Here is a 17,344-nt window from a genome sequence, read left to right on the forward strand (position 1 = left end):
TATAATAAGCAATAATTAATTAAATATACTGTCTGTGATGAAGAGAGTAGTCTTTTTTAGAAGGAAAGCGAGCTAGGGATGGTGTGAGCCTAGTGCGGAAGAAAAAGATGAAGCGCACTTCGGAGATGCTTCTTGAACGAATAGTAGAGTAAGCCGAGGCCCCCTGTCCTCGTTATAAACGGGAAAGTGGTTCGTAATGAACAACAAGGGTGGTACCACGGGTTCAAACTCGTCTCTTTTTTAGAGACGAGTTTTTTGTATTTTAAAAATGAAGGAGGTTGTAGCATGGATTATAAAAAGCAGTTTGCAGAAAGTTTATCTAATATTTTTACGAATGAATTAACGCAACAGCAAATTTTAGATTTAATTGAAACACCGAAACAAGATGAATTCGGAGATGCAGCGTTCCCATGCTTTTCATTAGCGAAGCAATATAAAAAAGCACCGGCTATTATTGCAAAGGAAGTTGCACAGAAATTAAGTGATCCGTTTTTTGCGAAAGTAGAGGCTGTTGGTCCTTACGTAAATGTCTTTTTTAATCGTGAAACGGTAAGTGATACAGTATTAAAAACGATTTTAGCGGAGAAAGAAGAGTACGGTCACAATCATTTTGGATATGAAAAAACGGTCGTTATCGATTATTCCTCTCCTAATATCGCAAAGCCATTTTCAATGGGGCATTTACGCTCTACAATGATAGGAAATTCATTGAAACATATCGCTGAAAAATGTGGCTATGAAGTTGTAGGAATTAATTATATTGGAGACTGGGGAACACAGTTTGGAAAGTTAATTACAGCTTATAAAAAATGGGGAAATGAAGCAGTAGTGAAAGAGGATCCAATACGTGAATTATTTAAGTTATATGTTCAATTTCATGAAGAGGTAAAAGACGACGAAGAATTAGAAGAAGAAGGACGCGCTTGGTTTAAGAAATTAGAAGAAGGTGATGAAGAAGCTGTTGAGCTTTGGAATTGGTTCCGCCACGAATCCTTAAAAGAATTTTCTCGTATTTATGAACTTCTCGGTGTGGAATTTACTAATTTTCAAGGAGAAGCTTTTTATAATAATTTAATGGAAGACTTTATTGGGATTTTAGAGGAGCATGATTTGCTTGAAGAGTCAGAAGGCGCATTAGTCGTTAATTTAGAAGAAGAGGGAATGCCGCCTTGCTTAATTAGAAAATCAGATGGTGCGACGATTTATGCAACGCGTGACTTAACAGCAGCACTATATCGTCAAAACACATTTGGTTTTGATAAAGCGTTATATGTAGTTGGCCCGGAACAAAGTTTACACTTCAATCAATTTTTCACTGTATTAAAAAAGTTGGGCTACACTTGGGTTGATGGAATGGAACATGTACCGTTTGGGTTCATTTTAAAAGATGGTAAGAAAATGTCCACACGTAAAGGAAGAGTTATTTTACTCGAAGAAGTACTTGAGGAAGCAATCGAACTTGCAAAACAAAATATTGAAGAGAAAAATCCAAACTTAAAACAAAAAGAAGAAGTAGCAAAGCAAGTCGGTGTAGGCGCAGTTATCTTCCACGATTTAAAAAATGAGCGTATGCACAATATTGAATTCTCATTAGAAAATATGCTGAAATTCGAAGGGGAAACAGGCCCGTACGTACAATACACACATGCACGTGCTTGCTCTATTTTAAGAAAAGAAAGCGTAGAATTTGAAACGTGTACGTTTGCATTAAAAGATGATCATAGCTGGAGCGTTGTAAAATTACTTAATAAATTCCCACAAGTAATTGAAATAGCCTTCAACAAAAATGAACCATCAGTTATTTCGAAATACGTATTAGATGTAGCGCAATCGTTTAATAAATATTACGGGAATGTGCGTATATTAGAAGAGAGTGAAGAGAAAGACAGTAGACTGGCATTAGTGTATGCTGTGACGGTTGTATTAAAAGAGGGATTACGTTTACTTGGGGTGGAGGCACCTGAGGAGATGTAGCATAGTAATAAACTGACAAACTGGGTTTAGTATATAAACCTGGTTTGTTTTTTATTTGGATATATAATTAATTTTCAAAATCAATTAAAATCTTTTTAGAGAGGAGGATTTATATTGATTCGAAATATGATTTTACAAATTCCTTGTCATAGAAGATCAGATAGAAGTTTTCTTAAACTACAAAAATACATACCTTTATGTGCGCGTTGTACAGGCATGCTTATCGGTATATTAATGTTTCCAATTTATTTTTATATAACACTTTCATTTCTTTTTGCAATTATACTATCATTTTCTGCTCAAATTCCGTTACTTATTGATGGATTTACCCAAAAGTGGAAATGGAGAAGTAGCACAAATTTACTAAGAGTAACTACTGGTGTATTAAGCGGTAATGGTATGGGGTTATTTATTTCATCAAGTGTTATTTGGATATTATCTTAAGGTATATAGTAACGGAGGTATTTACATAGATGTTCTGGTTTTACTTAATTCTAATTTTTATTTCAGGTGGAAGTGGAATTGGTTTTATGATTCAAAATAAGTATACAGAAGCAATAATAGCTTTTACTATTTGTATACTATTGTTTGGGCTACTGTATTATTATCTTAAGAGAAACAAAAGAAAGAGAAAAGCAGATTGTGGCGATTTAGATTGTACGGATTGTACGGATTGTACGGATTGTTTTGATTGTGATTGTACTTGTTAAATTTTTCTTCCAAATAAAAAGCTAGTGTATTTTTAATAATACACTAGCTTTTTGCTTTGAAATTTTAAGAAAAGTGTAGGAATACGACTATTATATAGAGAACTTTAGTTTTGTATATAAAAGGAGGCGTTAGACGTTGGAAACGTATGATTGGAACAGTAAACTAACTTATTTAAAAAATACAAGAGATTTATATTACAATGACGATTATGTAAGCTTTTTAGTAAATACAGTTTGGAGAATCACTAAGCCAGTACATATCGTTGATTACGGTTGTGGATATGGTTATTTAGGCTTAATATTAATGCCATTACTTCCAAAAGGATCAAAGTATACAGGCATTGATAGCGGGGGAACATTAATAGCGGAAGCGAGAGAGTTGTTTCGTTTACTTCCGTATGATTCAGAATTTCTTGAAGGAGATGCTACAGAAATTGAACTGAACGATAAATACGATATAGCAATCTGTCATGCTTTCTTATTACATATGACTACTCCAGAAACAATGCTACAAAAAATGATACATTCAGTTAAAAAGGGCGGAAAAATAATCTGTTTTGAACCACATTGGATATCAAATATGTCTTCATACTTTTTAGATGGGGAGAATCAATCGGAATTTATTAGGTTAGGCACTTTGCAGAAGTTATTTGAAAATGACACACAGAGAAGCGGAAAAGATGGAAATATTGGTATGAAAATACCGATATATTTAAGTGAATTAGGCGTGGAAAATATTGAATGTAGAGTAAGTGATAAAGTGAACTTTTTAGATTCTAATATGCACCATCATGGTAAAGCGAAGTTGTATCATTCATTAAAGGAAGAGGGGATTGCGGGGAATCCAGGTGATAAACAGCAATTTATAGGACGTTTAATAGACAGAGGATTAACATATGATGATGCGCTAGCTCAATATGAAGCTGAACTACGATTTTTTAAAGCATTTCATATACATTCTTCATTAGTGTACGCTCCGAATATGAAAATTACATTTGGTGAAATAGTATGTTAATAGGTAGTAATACGATGAAACATGTCGCTGAATGTCGATAAGTCGATATTCGACATATAATCGCTGATATATTTGAATTATCGCCGATATAATTTCATGTACTGATTTCAGCTATATAAAAATAAGATCCACATGTTACGTTATTCCATATAATCAAACAAAATACAGAGAAAAACAATCATTTTTACTATATTTTGTTATAAATTCGAATAATATTAAATAATACTATCCATTATAGGAGATTTTAGTTGAATACATACAATATGATGTGTAAAATCTAAGCAAGTAGCAGTATAAATAAATATTCGAGGTGAATACATGCTAGATTTTAAGCAGTTAGATGCTTGTTTGAAAGACAAGAGATTTATAGATGGATTACAGGAAATAAATAATGAAATTTCATATATAAAAGAAAAGAATACTTTATCTTATGTAAAGAATTGGCTTGCTAATATTCCTTCACATAAGGAGTTTGATATATTAATACGTCTTACTGATGAAGGGCTTATGCACCAATACAGTTCATTCCTCATTCGCTACGCCTATAAAAAATTCCCAAATATGAGAACGCTCTCTTTATATTGTGATGAGTTAATTGATGAGCGGAAAATCCTTGAAGCAGAACAGTTGTTAAAAGACTCATTAGAAGAGGTAAATAAAGAAGAAATTGAAGTTGATCTTTTAGCGAAAACATATTTTACTTTAGTACGATGTTTGTTGGAAATGAAACGAAATGAAGAAGCGCTAATCTATATGCAAAAAGCAGAGGAGTACAGTGAACGTGCCGTGTTTGATAAATGGGGATACGTCTATATGCATACAGGTGAATGGGAGAAAGCAGAAGAACAATTTATAGCTGGTATGCAGCATAAAGATTGTGAAGAGTTATCTACCTATTTATTATCACAGTTATATGCGAATAAAGGAGAACAAAAACGTGCATTGCAGCTAATTGATGATGCAATTGTAAAGTTCCCACAAGTACCATATTTTCATTTTGAAAAGATAAAATATGTATTAGATTTAGGGAAGTACGAAGATATGTTATCAGTAATAGATAACATAAATAAACAGCTTCCTTATCATGCGTATAAAGCTTATTTCGTACATTTACGAGCAGAAGCACTGTACAAAATGAATAAACTTGTAGATTTACAACAGTTATTAAAAGAAGAAAAAAGTTTAAAAGGGTCTTTATATCATAATTTAGAAAAAAATCCAGATGGAAAAAAGGTTCACCTGCCGATCGTTCCCATTGTACAAAAGGATAATTATTGTGTGCCGACAAGTTTAGAAATGATGTTGCAATTATGGGGAGAAAAACGTACACAAGATGAAATAGCAGAGTTTATTTTTGATATGACAGGATCGAAGTTTTCAGATACTGTTTCTTATTTAGAAGAATTAGGTTATGAATATCGTTATTTTAAAGGTAATGAAGAGAATTATAAGAGACTGATTGATGAAGGAATTCCTGTTTTATTAAGTATAGATATTGAGCATGCTTCACATGTACAAGTACTAGCTGGATATGATGATACATTGCAGGCCTTTTATGTTCAAGATCCGAACTTTATAGAGCCAGTTATTGTGGAATATAGTAAGTTACAAGAAAAATATCGTTATACAGGTTGTTTAGCAATTACGTTTGTTCCGCAAGAAAAGAAGGAACTACTATCATTTTTAAATGAAGAAGAACATCATTATTTTAAATCTATTTTTTCTTTAACAGATCATTTGGATGAACAAGATAAAGAGGGGATTCATGACTTAGTACAGTTTTTAAAAGGGACGAGTGATAATCCGAATACGTGGTTATATACGGTTAAGCATTTAGATGTTGAAGTAGATAAAGAATTTATTTTATATTGTATAGAAAAGTTAATGGAGAAATTTCCTAACTCAGATTTTGTTAAATTACATGGTGCACAGTGCTTTATTCGCCTGGAAGAGTTAGAAAAATCTGGGCACATGCTTGCGAGTGTTGAGAAGAAAAATAGTCGTGCCTTATATCATTTCATAAACGGAAGGTATGCTTTTGAGCAGGAAAGTTATTTAGAAGCGATTTCAAGTTTTCGTTCCTCATTACAATTAGACGCAGATCAGCCGATTGCTTGGAGTTTCCTTGCGTTATCCTATATGTATATCGATCAATCTGATAAGGCATTGCAGTTTTCTCAAGTTGCTTTAGAACGTAGTCCAGAAAGATTTACTTTAACGAATCACGGGTTAATATTAATAGATTTAGAAAGATATGAAGAAGCGTATGAAATCTTTAACGACCTGTTAAGAGAGTATAAAAATGAGGCACATGTATGGTATGAGCGAGCGAGATGTGCGCATCATTTAGGGAAATTACATTTAGCGATAAAAGGGCTTAAAGTAGCGATTCATTTGGATAGTAATGCACCTTACATTTATACGAAACTTGCAGAAATATACGAATCTGGTCTGAAGGATGAAGAAAGTACGAAAGAAATTTTATTAAAAGGTATTGAGAATTGTGATGATAAGGCACCTCTATATGTAAAACTGGGTGACTATCATTTTCAAAATGATAGCCTGGAAGAAGCAGAATCGTTGTATACTCGTGCTTTAGAAGAAAATCATGATGATGTTTATTCTCACTTCGGACTTACGCAAGTTTATATGGCAAGAGAACAATATAAGGAAGCAAAAGAATATATTCTCGGTATTGAAAAACAAATTGAAAAGAGCCAAGATTTTCTTATGAATGCGGGAATGGTTTTATGGGATGCTGAAGTTGAACTTGGTGGAAGTGAAGAAGGGTTTAAAGTAGCATTGTCTAAGTTAGAGAGTGGTATAAAGCAGAGCGAATATAATGTAGCAAGCGCGTTAGATGAATATGTGAATCGAATTAAAGGAACGGTATTTGTGCAGCGAGGTATAGCATTCTTAAGAACGTTACAAAAAGAAAGAAATGAAGTAAGTGAATATGGTTGTTATACAGGTATTTTATATGAATCTATCGGACAGTATGGCCAAGCGATGAAAAGATATAAAAGGGCGATAGAACAAAAGGAAACGGCATTACCGTATTACCGAATTGGTGAAACACTTATGGCATTAGGACAATTGACGGAAGCAAAACAGGCATATGAAACATGTTTAGAGCTTGATGGGAATTTCGTCGGTGTACATTTACAGCTTGCGGAAATATATGAAAAAGAAGAAAATCGTTCTAAAGAACAAAGTCATATGGTTCAGGCGATGAAAGAAGAGCCGCTGCATATTAATATGGAATATTTGGCGCAGCTTTCAGTAGAAATGAATCTTCAGAAAGAGTTGCTGACTGAACTAGAACAATTAGTGGACGAAGTGCCTGAAATATGGCGATTAGATGCGATTGCATATGTGTATGGAGCGATGGATGAAATAGATAAAGAACAAGCACAGATTGAAGAGGCACTACGATTAGATAGTGAGCATACAGAAGTTTTATATCATTATGCAAAAGTATTAGTGAAAAATAGAAATGCAAAAGCAATTGAAATTGCAATGAAGGTTATACAAAAAGATGTAAATAATGAACGTATATTTGATGTATATGTAAAAGCGATAGAACAACATAAGAAATGGTCTAACATACGAGATTTTCTTCACATATTAAAAGTCAAAAAGGCAGAAAGAAGTATGGCGTTTATGTACGCTGCATCTGCAGTTACAGAAAGATGGATTGAACGTCAACAAAATGAACAGCCGAAGAAATCCATATTTACGAGAGCTCTTTATCGTATGAAAAACCGTGCGAAAGAAATTTCGATTATTACTACAATCATTGATTTATATGAAATTTCGTTACAGTTAAATCCGAAAAATAGTATGGCAGCTCAGCGATTTGCGCTATTTTATGAGAATGTAGAGATGAATAGAGAAGCAATAGAGATTCTGCACACGTCACTAGAAAATAAATGGGATTATGAAGTAGCGAAGCAACTTGTAAATCTTTTCGTTGAGTGCGAGGAAGAAGGTATGTTAAGAGATGCTATGGAATTAACGAAGCAAATGGTTCGAGAGTTACCAGATGATTACGATACTCTTCTTCTTCAGGCACAAGTATTCTTTAAAGCAGGAGAAGAAAGAAAAGCAGAAAAGATTACTTTACAATTAACGGAGCAAACACCATTTGTAAGTAGAGCATTTCTTGCTTTAGGAGAAATATATCAAAGTCAAGAGAGGTTTGAAGAGGCAATTCACGTATTAGAAAATGCTTCTATCCATCATCCGAATGAAACAGCAATTCTTCTTTCTTTAGCATCTTCATATCATGGTGCTGGCCAAACGATAAAGGCAGAAAAAATAACAAATGAAGTAGTAACAATGGATGCGAGTGATTTGTTAGCAAGATATGATCGTGCTTGTTATTTAGCACAGTTAAACAGGAATGAAGAGGCGAAGGAAGAGCTTGAAATTGTACTTCGTGAGGATGAGTCGGGATTTTTCGCTGAACTTATCGAGGATGATGAAAATTTAGCAGCACTGCGAGAATTTGAAAAGTAATTGTATAAGAATAGTGAAAAAAGGGCATAATTAAATATATATTTCGAATTAGTTGACAATTGATTACCAAATGGCATAAAATAGCTTTTAACAAAGTATACAAATCTGAAGACGAGAAAGAGTAAAATAGTGTACTGTTCCCCAGAGAGCCGGTATGTTGCTGAAAGCCGGTGTGCAGACGTTATTTGAAAATCATCTCCGAGGAGCCGAGGCTGAAAATGAGTAAGCTCGGACGGATGTCTACCGTTACAAAGAACACGTATGATAGTACGTTGCTAAGTGCTATTAGTGAAGAGCTAATAGAATTAGGGTGGTATCGCGGGTAAACCCGTCCCTATTTTATAGGGACGGGTTTTTTGTGTGCTTTAAAACATTCAAAAGGAGTGATTGTAGATGAAGAAAGTAGATGTAAAAGAGTCAGCTGTAGGGAGAGAAACACGTATTCGTAAACAGTGGAACGAGCAGAGCATTTTCGAACAATCAATTCAGAATCGAGAAGGCGCACAATCTTTTGTGTTTTATGAAGGACCACCAACGGCGAACGGACTACCACATGTAGGTCATGCACTTGGACGAACAATTAAAGATGTAGTAGCAAGATATAAAACGATGTCTGGTTATAAAGTATTAAGAAAAGCGGGATGGGATACACACGGTTTACCTGTAGAATTAGGTGTTGAGAAACAACTTGGTATTTCTGGTAAACATGAAATCGAAGAGTATGGAATTGAACCATTTATTAAGAAGTGTAAAGAGAGTGTATTCACATATGAGAAGCAGTGGCGTGAATTCACTGAAAGTATCGGTTATTGGGTAGATATGGATGATCCATACGTTACGTTAGGGAATCCATATATCGAAAGTGTATGGCATATTTTAGGGACGATTCATGAAAAAGGATTATTGTATAAAGGGCATAGAGTTTCACCATATTGCCCAAGTTGTCAAACTTCACTAAGTTCACATGAGGTTGCCCAAGGGTATAAAACAGTAAAAGATTTAAGTGCAACAGTTAAGTTTAAAGTGAAAGATAGTGACAATGAATACTTCCTAGGTTGGACGACAACACCTTGGACACTTCCAGCAAATGTTGCACTCGCTGTACATCCAAATATGGAATACGTGAAAGCGAAACAAGAAGGTCATGTATACATTGTTGCGAAAGAACGTGTACGAGATGTATTAAAAGAAAACTATGAAGTATTATCTGTTCATAAAGGAGAAGAATTATTAAATACTTCTTATACAGCACCGTTTCCGATGAAAGAAGTTACAAATGGGTACCGCGTTATCGGAGCAGATTTTGTAACGGCAGATAGTGGTACAGGACTCGTTCATATTGCTCCAGCATATGGAGAGGACGATTATAGAGTCGTTCAAAGTGAAGGGTTGTCATTCTTACATGTTGTAGATGAGAAAGGTGAATATACAGAAGCAGTACCATTTTTGAAAGGTAAATTTGTAAAAGATTGTGACGTAGATATCGTTCGTTATTTAGCGAAGGAAGGTTTACTTTATCATAAAGAAAAGTATGAGCATAGTTACCCACATTGTTGGCGCTGTGATTCACCACTTCTTTATTATGCAGGTGAAAGTTGGTTAATCCGAACGACTGCAATTAAAGATACATTTTTACAAAACAACGATACTGTTACTTGGTATCCAGATCATATGAAACATGGACGATTTGGTAAGTTTTTAGAAAACATGGTGGACTGGAATATTAGCCGAAATAGATATTGGGGAACACCATTAAACGTATGGGAATGTGAAAGTTGCGATCATCAATTCGCACCGAAAAGCATTGCTGATTTAAGAAAGCATAGTATGAAAGAGACACCTGAAGACTTAGAATTGCATAAGCCATATGTAGATGAAGTGCAAGTTTGCTGCGAAAAATGCGGAAGTACAATGAATCGCACACCAGAAGTAATTGATGTTTGGTTTGATAGTGGTTCGATGCCATTTGCGCAATATCATTATCCGTTTGAAAATAAAGAGTTATTTGAAGAACAGTTTCCAGCAGATGTAATTGCAGAAGGAATTGATCAAACACGCGGCTGGTTTTATAGTTTATTAGCTGTATCAGCACTATATACTGGAAAAGTACCGTATAAACGAGTGCTATCACTAGGGCATGTTCTAGACGAGGAAGGACAGAAAATGTCTAAAAGTAAAGGGAATGCACTAGATCCAGTTGATTTAGTAGAGAAGTTTGGTGCTGATGCTTTAAGATGGGCTTTACTCGTTGACAGTGCTCCGTGGAATGCGAAGCGTTTTTCTGAAAGAACAGTATTAGAAGCAAAATCTAAATTTGTAGATACATTAGTTAATGTGTATAGCTTCTACGTTTTATATGCAAATTTAGATGAGTATAATTCGAACGAAACGTATGACGTAAAGCGGACGAAATTGGATGAATGGGTATTATCAAGATTGCATAGCACAACGAAAAAAGTGAGAACTGCACTTGATGATTATCAATTTACGAATGCAGCTCGTGAAATCGCGACGCTTGTAGATGAAGTAAGTAACTGGTACGTAAGACGATCACGTAATCGTTTCTGGGAATCTGGTATGAATGCTGAAAAAGCAGCTGCGTATGAGACACTTCATGAAGTGCTTGTAACAATTAGTAAACTAATTGCACCATTTACACCGTTTGTCGCTGAAGATATTCATTTGAATTTAACTGGAAGTAGCGTTCATTTAGAGGATTATCCAGTTGTAAATGAATCACTACTTCAGCCGAAATTAGAAGCGGAAATGGATGCAGTTTTACAAGTTGTTGAACTTGGAAGAAGTAATCGTAATCAACATTCTTTAAAAGTAAAACAGCCGTTAGCGGAACTTGTATTACTTGAGCATAATGAAAATGATATGGATTGGGAATCTTACCGTGATATCGTTATGGATGAGTTAAATGTGAAGGCGTTCCATGTTGAACTCGATGAAACGAAATACACATCTTATCAATTAAAGCTGAATTTTAAAACGGCTGGGCCGAAGTTCGGTAAAAATGTGAATGCAGTAAATGGCTGGCTAAAACAATTATCACAAGACGAGGTACAAAACTTTGTCTCTACAGAAAGAGCAGTTTACGAAGTAGCATCAGGAGAAGAAATAGTTGTAACGACTGAAGATGTATTAGTAGAGAAAGTTGCGAAATCTGGATTCTCTAATACAACTAACGGACAATATACAGTAATGTTAGATACGAATGTAACGGAAGAATTGCTACAAGAAGGGGTAGCACGTGAATTCATTCGCGCCGTTCAAGAATATCGTAAGCAGTTGAATTTACCTGTTAATTTACGAGTAGATGTAATTCTTGATACAGAGGAAGAACTACAGCAAACGTTAACGAATCATAAAGAGTTGTTGGAAGAAAACTTACTCGTTAAACAATTTACATTTGGTCACTTAACGAATAAAGACGATGAAATTTCTTTAGGTGAGACAAAAGTCCGCATTAAATTAAGCTCAGTTAATTAAAGAAAAGGAAGTTGGAATGATTCCAACTTCCTTTTTGTATGATGGAAATTTATCCGGCTATTTTCTGCATAATACATTCGATAGGACCTCTAGAAAAATTCTTTCTCCATAACACGCTAATTAAAATGCTGTTAAAATTTATTTCTACAGTATTGTTTTCGCTTTACACATAAATATTGAGAAAATTTCACTCCCCCTAAATGGAAAGGTAATAGAATTGTTCATAGAGAATTACTCGTAGATTCAATTTTTATTCCCCCCATTTTATGGGGAATGATTGCCTAGTGGTAATGGGATAAGGTTGAGCTACTTTATTAGGGGGAGTGGTTCTATGTTTAATAAAAAAATGGTGGCAATGGCAATGACTGTGCCGTTAGTAATGGGGACAATTTCTACAGTTTCGGCATTGGAAAAACAACAGCAAGTAAAGCTAGAAGCTTATTCGCCGCAGAAAAAAGCAACAGAATATTTAAAAGAAAATGCTGCGCAGTATGGATTAAAAGCAGACCTTTCAGACTTACAATATATTTCTACAACAGAAACGTCAGTAGCTTCATATGTTAGGTTCCAACAAGTTGTGAATGGTGCGCCTGTATTTTCAAAACAAATTACAGTTACTCTTAACGGAGAGGGAAAGGGAGTACTTGCTGTTTCTGATTATCAATCTGTTAAAGGTGTGAAGGAAGCTACTACAAAAATTAGTGAAAAAGATGCAATACAAAAATCAATGGCGTATGTTGGAGAAGTAAGTGAACAAAACTTATGGGCTCCTACAGAGAAAGAATTTGGATATATTGTTGAAGAAGGAATTGCTCGTCCAGTATATAAAGTTGTAGTCCATTCTAATAATCCATTTGGTGCATGGGAAACATTTGTTGATGCAGAAAATGGAAAGTTAATTAAAAAGGTTGATATAAACCGTAAAGCAGAAGGATCAGGAAAAGTATTTTTACCTAACCCAGTCGTATCTAGCGGTAGTAAAGTAGGTTTAAAAGATAACAATGATGCAGATTCAACAGCATTAACGAACCAATTAAAGACTGTTACGTTAAAAGGTTTAGATGGGACAGGATTTTTAATTGGAGAGTATGTAACGATTTCCTCAAAAGCAAAAACGAAATCTACAAACTTACAATTTAACTATACACGTGCAAATGATAGCTTTGAAGATGTGATGTCGTATTATCATATCGATACTTTACAACGTTACATTCAAAGTCTAGGTTTTAAAAATATTAATAATCGCTCTATTAAAGTGAATGTAAATGGAACGACGGCGGACAACTCGTTTTATTCTCCGACAACGAAAGCTTTAACCTTTGGTACTGGTGGAGTAGATGATGCAGAAGATGCAGGTATTATCGCACATGAATATGGACATTCAATTCAAGATAACCAAGTTCCTGGCTTCGGTAGTTCTGCAGAAGGTGGAGCGATGGGAGAAGGGTTTGGTGATTTCTTAGGTGCTACGTATGAAGATGCAGTATCGACAACAGGCTACGGAAAAGCATGTGTTGGAGAATGGGATGCGACTGCTTATTCTAGTTCAGATCCAACGTGCTTACGCCGATTAGATAATAATAAAGTGTATCCGAAAGATATTACGAATGAAGTACATGATGATGGAGAAATTTGGGCTCAAGGACAATATGAGATGGCGCAAGCATTTGGTCGTGATGTAGCAACGAAAATTATTTTACAATCGCACTGGTCGTTAACACCAAACTCTAAATTCAGTGATGGAGCGAAAGCAATTAAGCAAGCAGATGCTCTTTTATATGGCGGACAACATGCCGCTGATATCGATCGTATTTGGGCAGCGAGAGGAATTAGTACGAATTAATATAAAAAGTCGTGGCATGTATAAGCCACGACTTTTTAATTTGCCTTAGAACTGGTACTAGTAAAGTAAGCTATATGAATGATAATGTGAATTTATTCGCATTTCATTTATTTTTTTCGTCTTTAAAAACAAAATGCTCTTTAAATTTTCTAGACTCCACTTTTTGACCATTTCGCATGGAGCGGAAAGGGTGTTCTTGCCATGTAATAATAACATCAACTTCATCTGCTTTTGTAGCAACAGGTAAATTAGCGTGTTCAAATCCAGTTTTTCCACTTGCTAAACGACTTTCCTTGAGAGAGAAGAGTTCATATTTCGTTTTTGTTTTTGGTTCGTTGCGGAATACTTCGACTTGTACGTTATATACTTCACTGTTTCCGACATTTTTTACTGAAAATTGATAAGTTTGGAATTCATCTTTTTTAGCTTGAAGCTTTTTTTTGTTTACTTTTTTCGGTTCAGCAATATTCACTTGCCATTGATCAGAGTTTTGAGAGATTGGTAAAGATTTTGGTGAATAGGCGTATGTTTCGTTTACTACAATTAGGCAAAACAATAGGAGAAAGAAACTAATCGCTTTTTGCATATACACACCTCGCTATAAAATTTTTATTAATATGTGTAAATAAAACAGTAAGTATGTAATTTAATGGAAAAAGGTGATACTTTGATTCAAATGAATTTGAAAAAACTTGAAGAAGTAATAGATGGAGAAGGGTTATACGAATCATTTCATCATTTAGAAATACATGGTGTCTGTATAGATTCCAAAAACATGAAAGAAGGAAATTTATTTGTTCCAATCATTAGGATGAAAGATGGGCATGAGTATGTGAAAGAAGCAATGGATAATGGAGCTGTCGCTTCCTTGTGGAAAAAGTCTTACGGTACTCCGCCAAAAGGGATTCCAATTATATTTGTGGATGACACTTTGTTTGCTTTGCAACAATTGGCACAATTTTATCGAAGAGAGATAAATGTAAAAGTAATAGGAATTACAGGTAGTAATGGCAAGACTACGGTAAAAGATATAATAGGAAGCATTTTAAGTTCAACTTATAGAGTGCATAAAACAAAAGGTAATTTTAATAGTCAAATCGGTTTGCCGTTAACAATTTTAGAAATGGAACGAAATACTGAGTTCTTAATACTTGAAATGGGAATGAGTGAAAAAGGACAAATTCGAAATTTATCACGAATCGCACAGCCAGATGTAGCGATTATTACAATGATTGGACAGTCACATCTAAAGACGCTTGGATCAAGAGAAGAGATTGCGAAGGCTAAATTTGAAATTATAGACGGATTACATGACGATGGACTGTTCCTATATAATGGTGACGAGCCATTACTTTCTCAAAATATTAATATGCTAGGTATAGAAAGTAAGTCATTTGGTCGAAAGTATACAAATGATTTGTTTCCAACGAACGTACAATTAGATGGATATGGTGTTCATTTTAAATTAAATCATACAAAAATACAGTACGATGTTCCCTTACATGGAAAACATAATATTTTAAATGCGATCGTTGGAATCGCTGTAGGGCAATTTTACAAAGTCTCTACAGAAAAAATACAAGAAGCATTGCAACAAATAAATATTACACAAATGCGCTTTCAGTTTTTAACCGCTAAAACAGGTTTTACAATTATTAACGATGCATGGAATGCCAGTCCTTCCTCCATGAAGGCTGCAATTGAAACGTTACAGAAGTTAAATGCCTATAAGAAAAAAATGATAGTGATTGGGGATATGTTGGAGTTAGGGAAGAAAGGTGAAACATATCATAGAGAAATTGGTAAAATGTTAAATGAGGAGAGCATTCAATATGTATTTACGTATGGAGAGTTAGCCAAAATTGTAGCGGAAGAAGCAAGAAAGAACTATCATGCAGGAAAAGTACAATCATTTGATAATAAAGCCGAGATAGCAGAGGAAGTATTAAAAGTAGTAACGAAAAAAGATGTTGTTTTATTGAAAGGTTCACGCGGAATGGCCTTAGAGGAAATTGTACAAAAGTGGATGTGAAAAATTAAAATATATTTAAAAGTGCTTGCATTTTATAGTGCGAAGAGATAGAATACTCTGTAAATATAAAAAGTGATGATCAGGAAAAGTACATGATGCAAAGGTCTACAGAGAGCAATCGGTTGCTGAGAAGATTGCGATACCGCATGATGGAAAGACACCTGTGAGTGTTGCTTTGAACGTGATAATTAGTAAAAGCAAACGGTACCTACCGTTATCAGGACTAAGATGGTCATTATGACAATTTGGGTGGTACCGCGGAAAAATCCGTCCCTATTTATAGGGGCGGATTTTTGTATTCTTTTAAGGGAGGTGAGTGACCGTGGATGATGACGATGACAACAATAACGTAAATAAATATAAAATTATTGGAGGGCAAAATAATGGATCAAATAATGAAGCGTTCACTCACAAAAGAATGTACGAAGCAAAGCGGAAAGGTTGTATTACTTCAAGGATGGGTAAAAAAGATTCGTCATCTAGGTAATGTTAGTTTTTTATTAATAAGGGATCGATCAGGGGTTATGCAATGCGTATTAGAAAACGAGCTAGCTGGATTTAAAGTAGATGTGGAGAGTGTTGTTCAAGTCGTAGGCCAAATAGTAGAGACTTCGAAAACAGAATTAGGGATTGAAGTGCTTGCTCACGAAGCGAAAATATTAAATGGCGCAGAACCACTTCCATTTGAAATAAATAAAAAGAAGTTACAAGTTGGCTTAGATCAACTACTGAATGAACGGGTATTATCATTAAGACATGAGCGAACCGCTGCTATATTTAAAGTGAAATCTACGCTCGTCCAGAGCTTTAGTGAATTCCTTATAGAGAACGATTTCACACGTATATTTACTCCAAAAATTGTTTCGCAAGGGGCAGAAGGAGGAGCAAATGTTTTTAAGCTTCCATACTTCCAAAAAGAAGCGTATTTAGCTCAATCACCACAGTTTTACAAGCAAATGATGGTAGCGGGAGGATTAGAACGTGTTTTTGAAATTGCACCTGTATATAGAGCGGAACATCACAATTCTTCCCGTCATTTAAATGAATATATATCGTTAGACGTAGAGATTGGCTTTATAAATGATTTTCATGAAGTGATGCAATTAGAAACGGATGTATTACGATATATGTTTCAACAAGTAGCAAAAAACTGTGAGAAAGAACTACAACTATTACAAATAGAAGTACCTGTCATTACAGAAATACCGAAAATCACATTGTTAGAAGCGCAAGAAATTTTGAAAAGTAAGTATCGGAAAGAATCGCCAATTGGGGATTTAGATACAGAAGGTGAGAAGTTACTAGGGAAATATGTGAGGGAAACATATAAGAGTGAGTTTGTTTTCATTACACATTATCCGAAAGAAGCGAGACCGATGTATACGATGCCGAATAAAGAGAATCCAGCTATAACTGATTCGTTCGACTTACTATATAAAGGATTAGAAATAACATCAGGAGCACAACGAATTCATAATTATGAAATGTTACTCGCTTCGTTTCACGAAAAAGGATTACATCCCGATAAATTTCAATCGTATTTAAATACATTTCGATACGGTTGTCCTCCGCACGGTGGTTTTGGAATTGGGTTAGAGAGAGTTGTATATAAACTATTAGAATTAACAAATGTACGAGAAGCGAGTGCTTTTCCGAGAGATTGTACTCGTCTTATACCATAATTTTAAACCCCTTCTATATTACAGAAGGGGTTTATGTATTTCAACATATGTTAAAAGGAATAATAGTTTTTT

General features: G+C 34.7%; 10 protein-coding genes and 3 other annotated features. Of the genes, 9 read left to right on the plus strand and 1 reads right to left on the minus strand.

Annotated elements, in window-relative coordinates; genetic code table 11:
- Positions 1 to 25 precede the first annotated feature (25 nt).
- Positions 26 to 240: a binding site (T-box leader), on the plus strand.
- 45 nt (positions 241 to 285) lie between these two features.
- The 7 genes from argS (at position 286) to PDQ40_RS03755 (ending at position 13,558) form a co-directional block, all read left to right on the plus strand.
- Positions 286 to 1,974, plus strand: a complete 1,689-nt coding sequence (gene argS / locus PDQ40_RS03725; protein ID WP_000384853.1) for an arginine--tRNA ligase — start codon at positions 286 to 288, stop codon at positions 1,972 to 1,974.
- A gap of 114 nt (positions 1,975 to 2,088) precedes the next feature.
- Positions 2,089 to 2,418 (plus strand): DUF2085 domain-containing protein, encoded by a 330-nt coding sequence (locus PDQ40_RS03730; protein WP_000620803.1) that lies wholly within the window; start codon positions 2,089 to 2,091, stop codon positions 2,416 to 2,418.
- Positions 2,419 to 2,447: 29 nt separating this feature from the next.
- Positions 2,448 to 2,684: a hypothetical protein gene (locus tag PDQ40_RS03735; RefSeq protein ID WP_270691240.1), complete on the plus strand. Its 237-nt coding sequence runs from the start codon at positions 2,448 to 2,450 to the stop codon at positions 2,682 to 2,684.
- 136 nt (positions 2,685 to 2,820) lie between these two features.
- Positions 2,821 to 3,699, plus strand: a complete 879-nt coding sequence (locus PDQ40_RS03740; protein WP_000451288.1) for a class I SAM-dependent methyltransferase — start codon at positions 2,821 to 2,823, stop codon at positions 3,697 to 3,699.
- 318 nt (positions 3,700 to 4,017) lie between these two features.
- The gene (locus PDQ40_RS03745) at positions 4,018 to 8,220 is read left to right on the plus strand and encodes a bacteriocin-processing peptidase family protein (RefSeq protein ID WP_076856200.1); all 4,203 of its coding nucleotides are present in this window, start codon (positions 4,018 to 4,020) and stop codon (positions 8,218 to 8,220) included.
- 99 nt (positions 8,221 to 8,319) lie between these two features.
- Positions 8,320 to 8,559: a binding site (T-box leader), on the plus strand.
- A gap of 54 nt (positions 8,560 to 8,613) precedes the next feature.
- Positions 8,614 to 11,715, plus strand: a complete 3,102-nt coding sequence (ileS, locus tag PDQ40_RS03750; protein ID WP_270691241.1) for an isoleucine--tRNA ligase — start codon at positions 8,614 to 8,616, stop codon at positions 11,713 to 11,715.
- A gap of 331 nt (positions 11,716 to 12,046) precedes the next feature.
- The gene (locus PDQ40_RS03755; protein ID WP_000482267.1) at positions 12,047 to 13,558 is read left to right on the plus strand and encodes a M36 family metallopeptidase; all 1,512 of its coding nucleotides are present in this window, start codon (positions 12,047 to 12,049) and stop codon (positions 13,556 to 13,558) included.
- Between the two features lie 103 nt (positions 13,559 to 13,661).
- Here PDQ40_RS03755 and PDQ40_RS03760 read toward each other — a convergent pair whose 3' ends face one another.
- The gene (locus PDQ40_RS03760; RefSeq protein ID WP_144532287.1) at positions 13,662 to 14,144 is read right to left on the minus strand and encodes a hypothetical protein; all 483 of its coding nucleotides are present in this window, start codon (positions 14,142 to 14,144) and stop codon (positions 13,662 to 13,664) included.
- 63 nt (positions 14,145 to 14,207) lie between these two features.
- On the opposite strand from PDQ40_RS03760, the gene PDQ40_RS03765 reads away from it, so the two are divergent.
- Together PDQ40_RS03765 and aspS are read left to right on the plus strand one after the other, a co-directional pair.
- Positions 14,208 to 15,590, plus strand: coding sequence for a UDP-N-acetylmuramoyl-tripeptide--D-alanyl-D-alanine ligase (locus PDQ40_RS03765; RefSeq protein WP_270691242.1), 1,383 nt, complete (start codon positions 14,208 to 14,210; stop codon positions 15,588 to 15,590).
- 66 nt (positions 15,591 to 15,656) lie between these two features.
- Positions 15,657 to 15,868, plus strand: a binding site (T-box leader).
- A 105-nt stretch (positions 15,869 to 15,973) separates the two neighbouring features.
- On the plus strand, positions 15,974 to 17,272 hold the full coding sequence (aspS, locus tag PDQ40_RS03770; RefSeq protein WP_257808062.1) for an aspartate--tRNA(Asn) ligase: 1,299 nt from the start codon (positions 15,974 to 15,976) through the stop codon (positions 17,270 to 17,272).
- Positions 17,273 to 17,344: the final 72 nt, after the last annotated feature.

The organism is Bacillus cereus group sp. Bc061 (assembly GCF_027715825.1).
GTDB lineage: Bacteria > Bacillota > Bacilli > Bacillales > Bacillaceae_G > Bacillus_A > Bacillus_A paranthracis.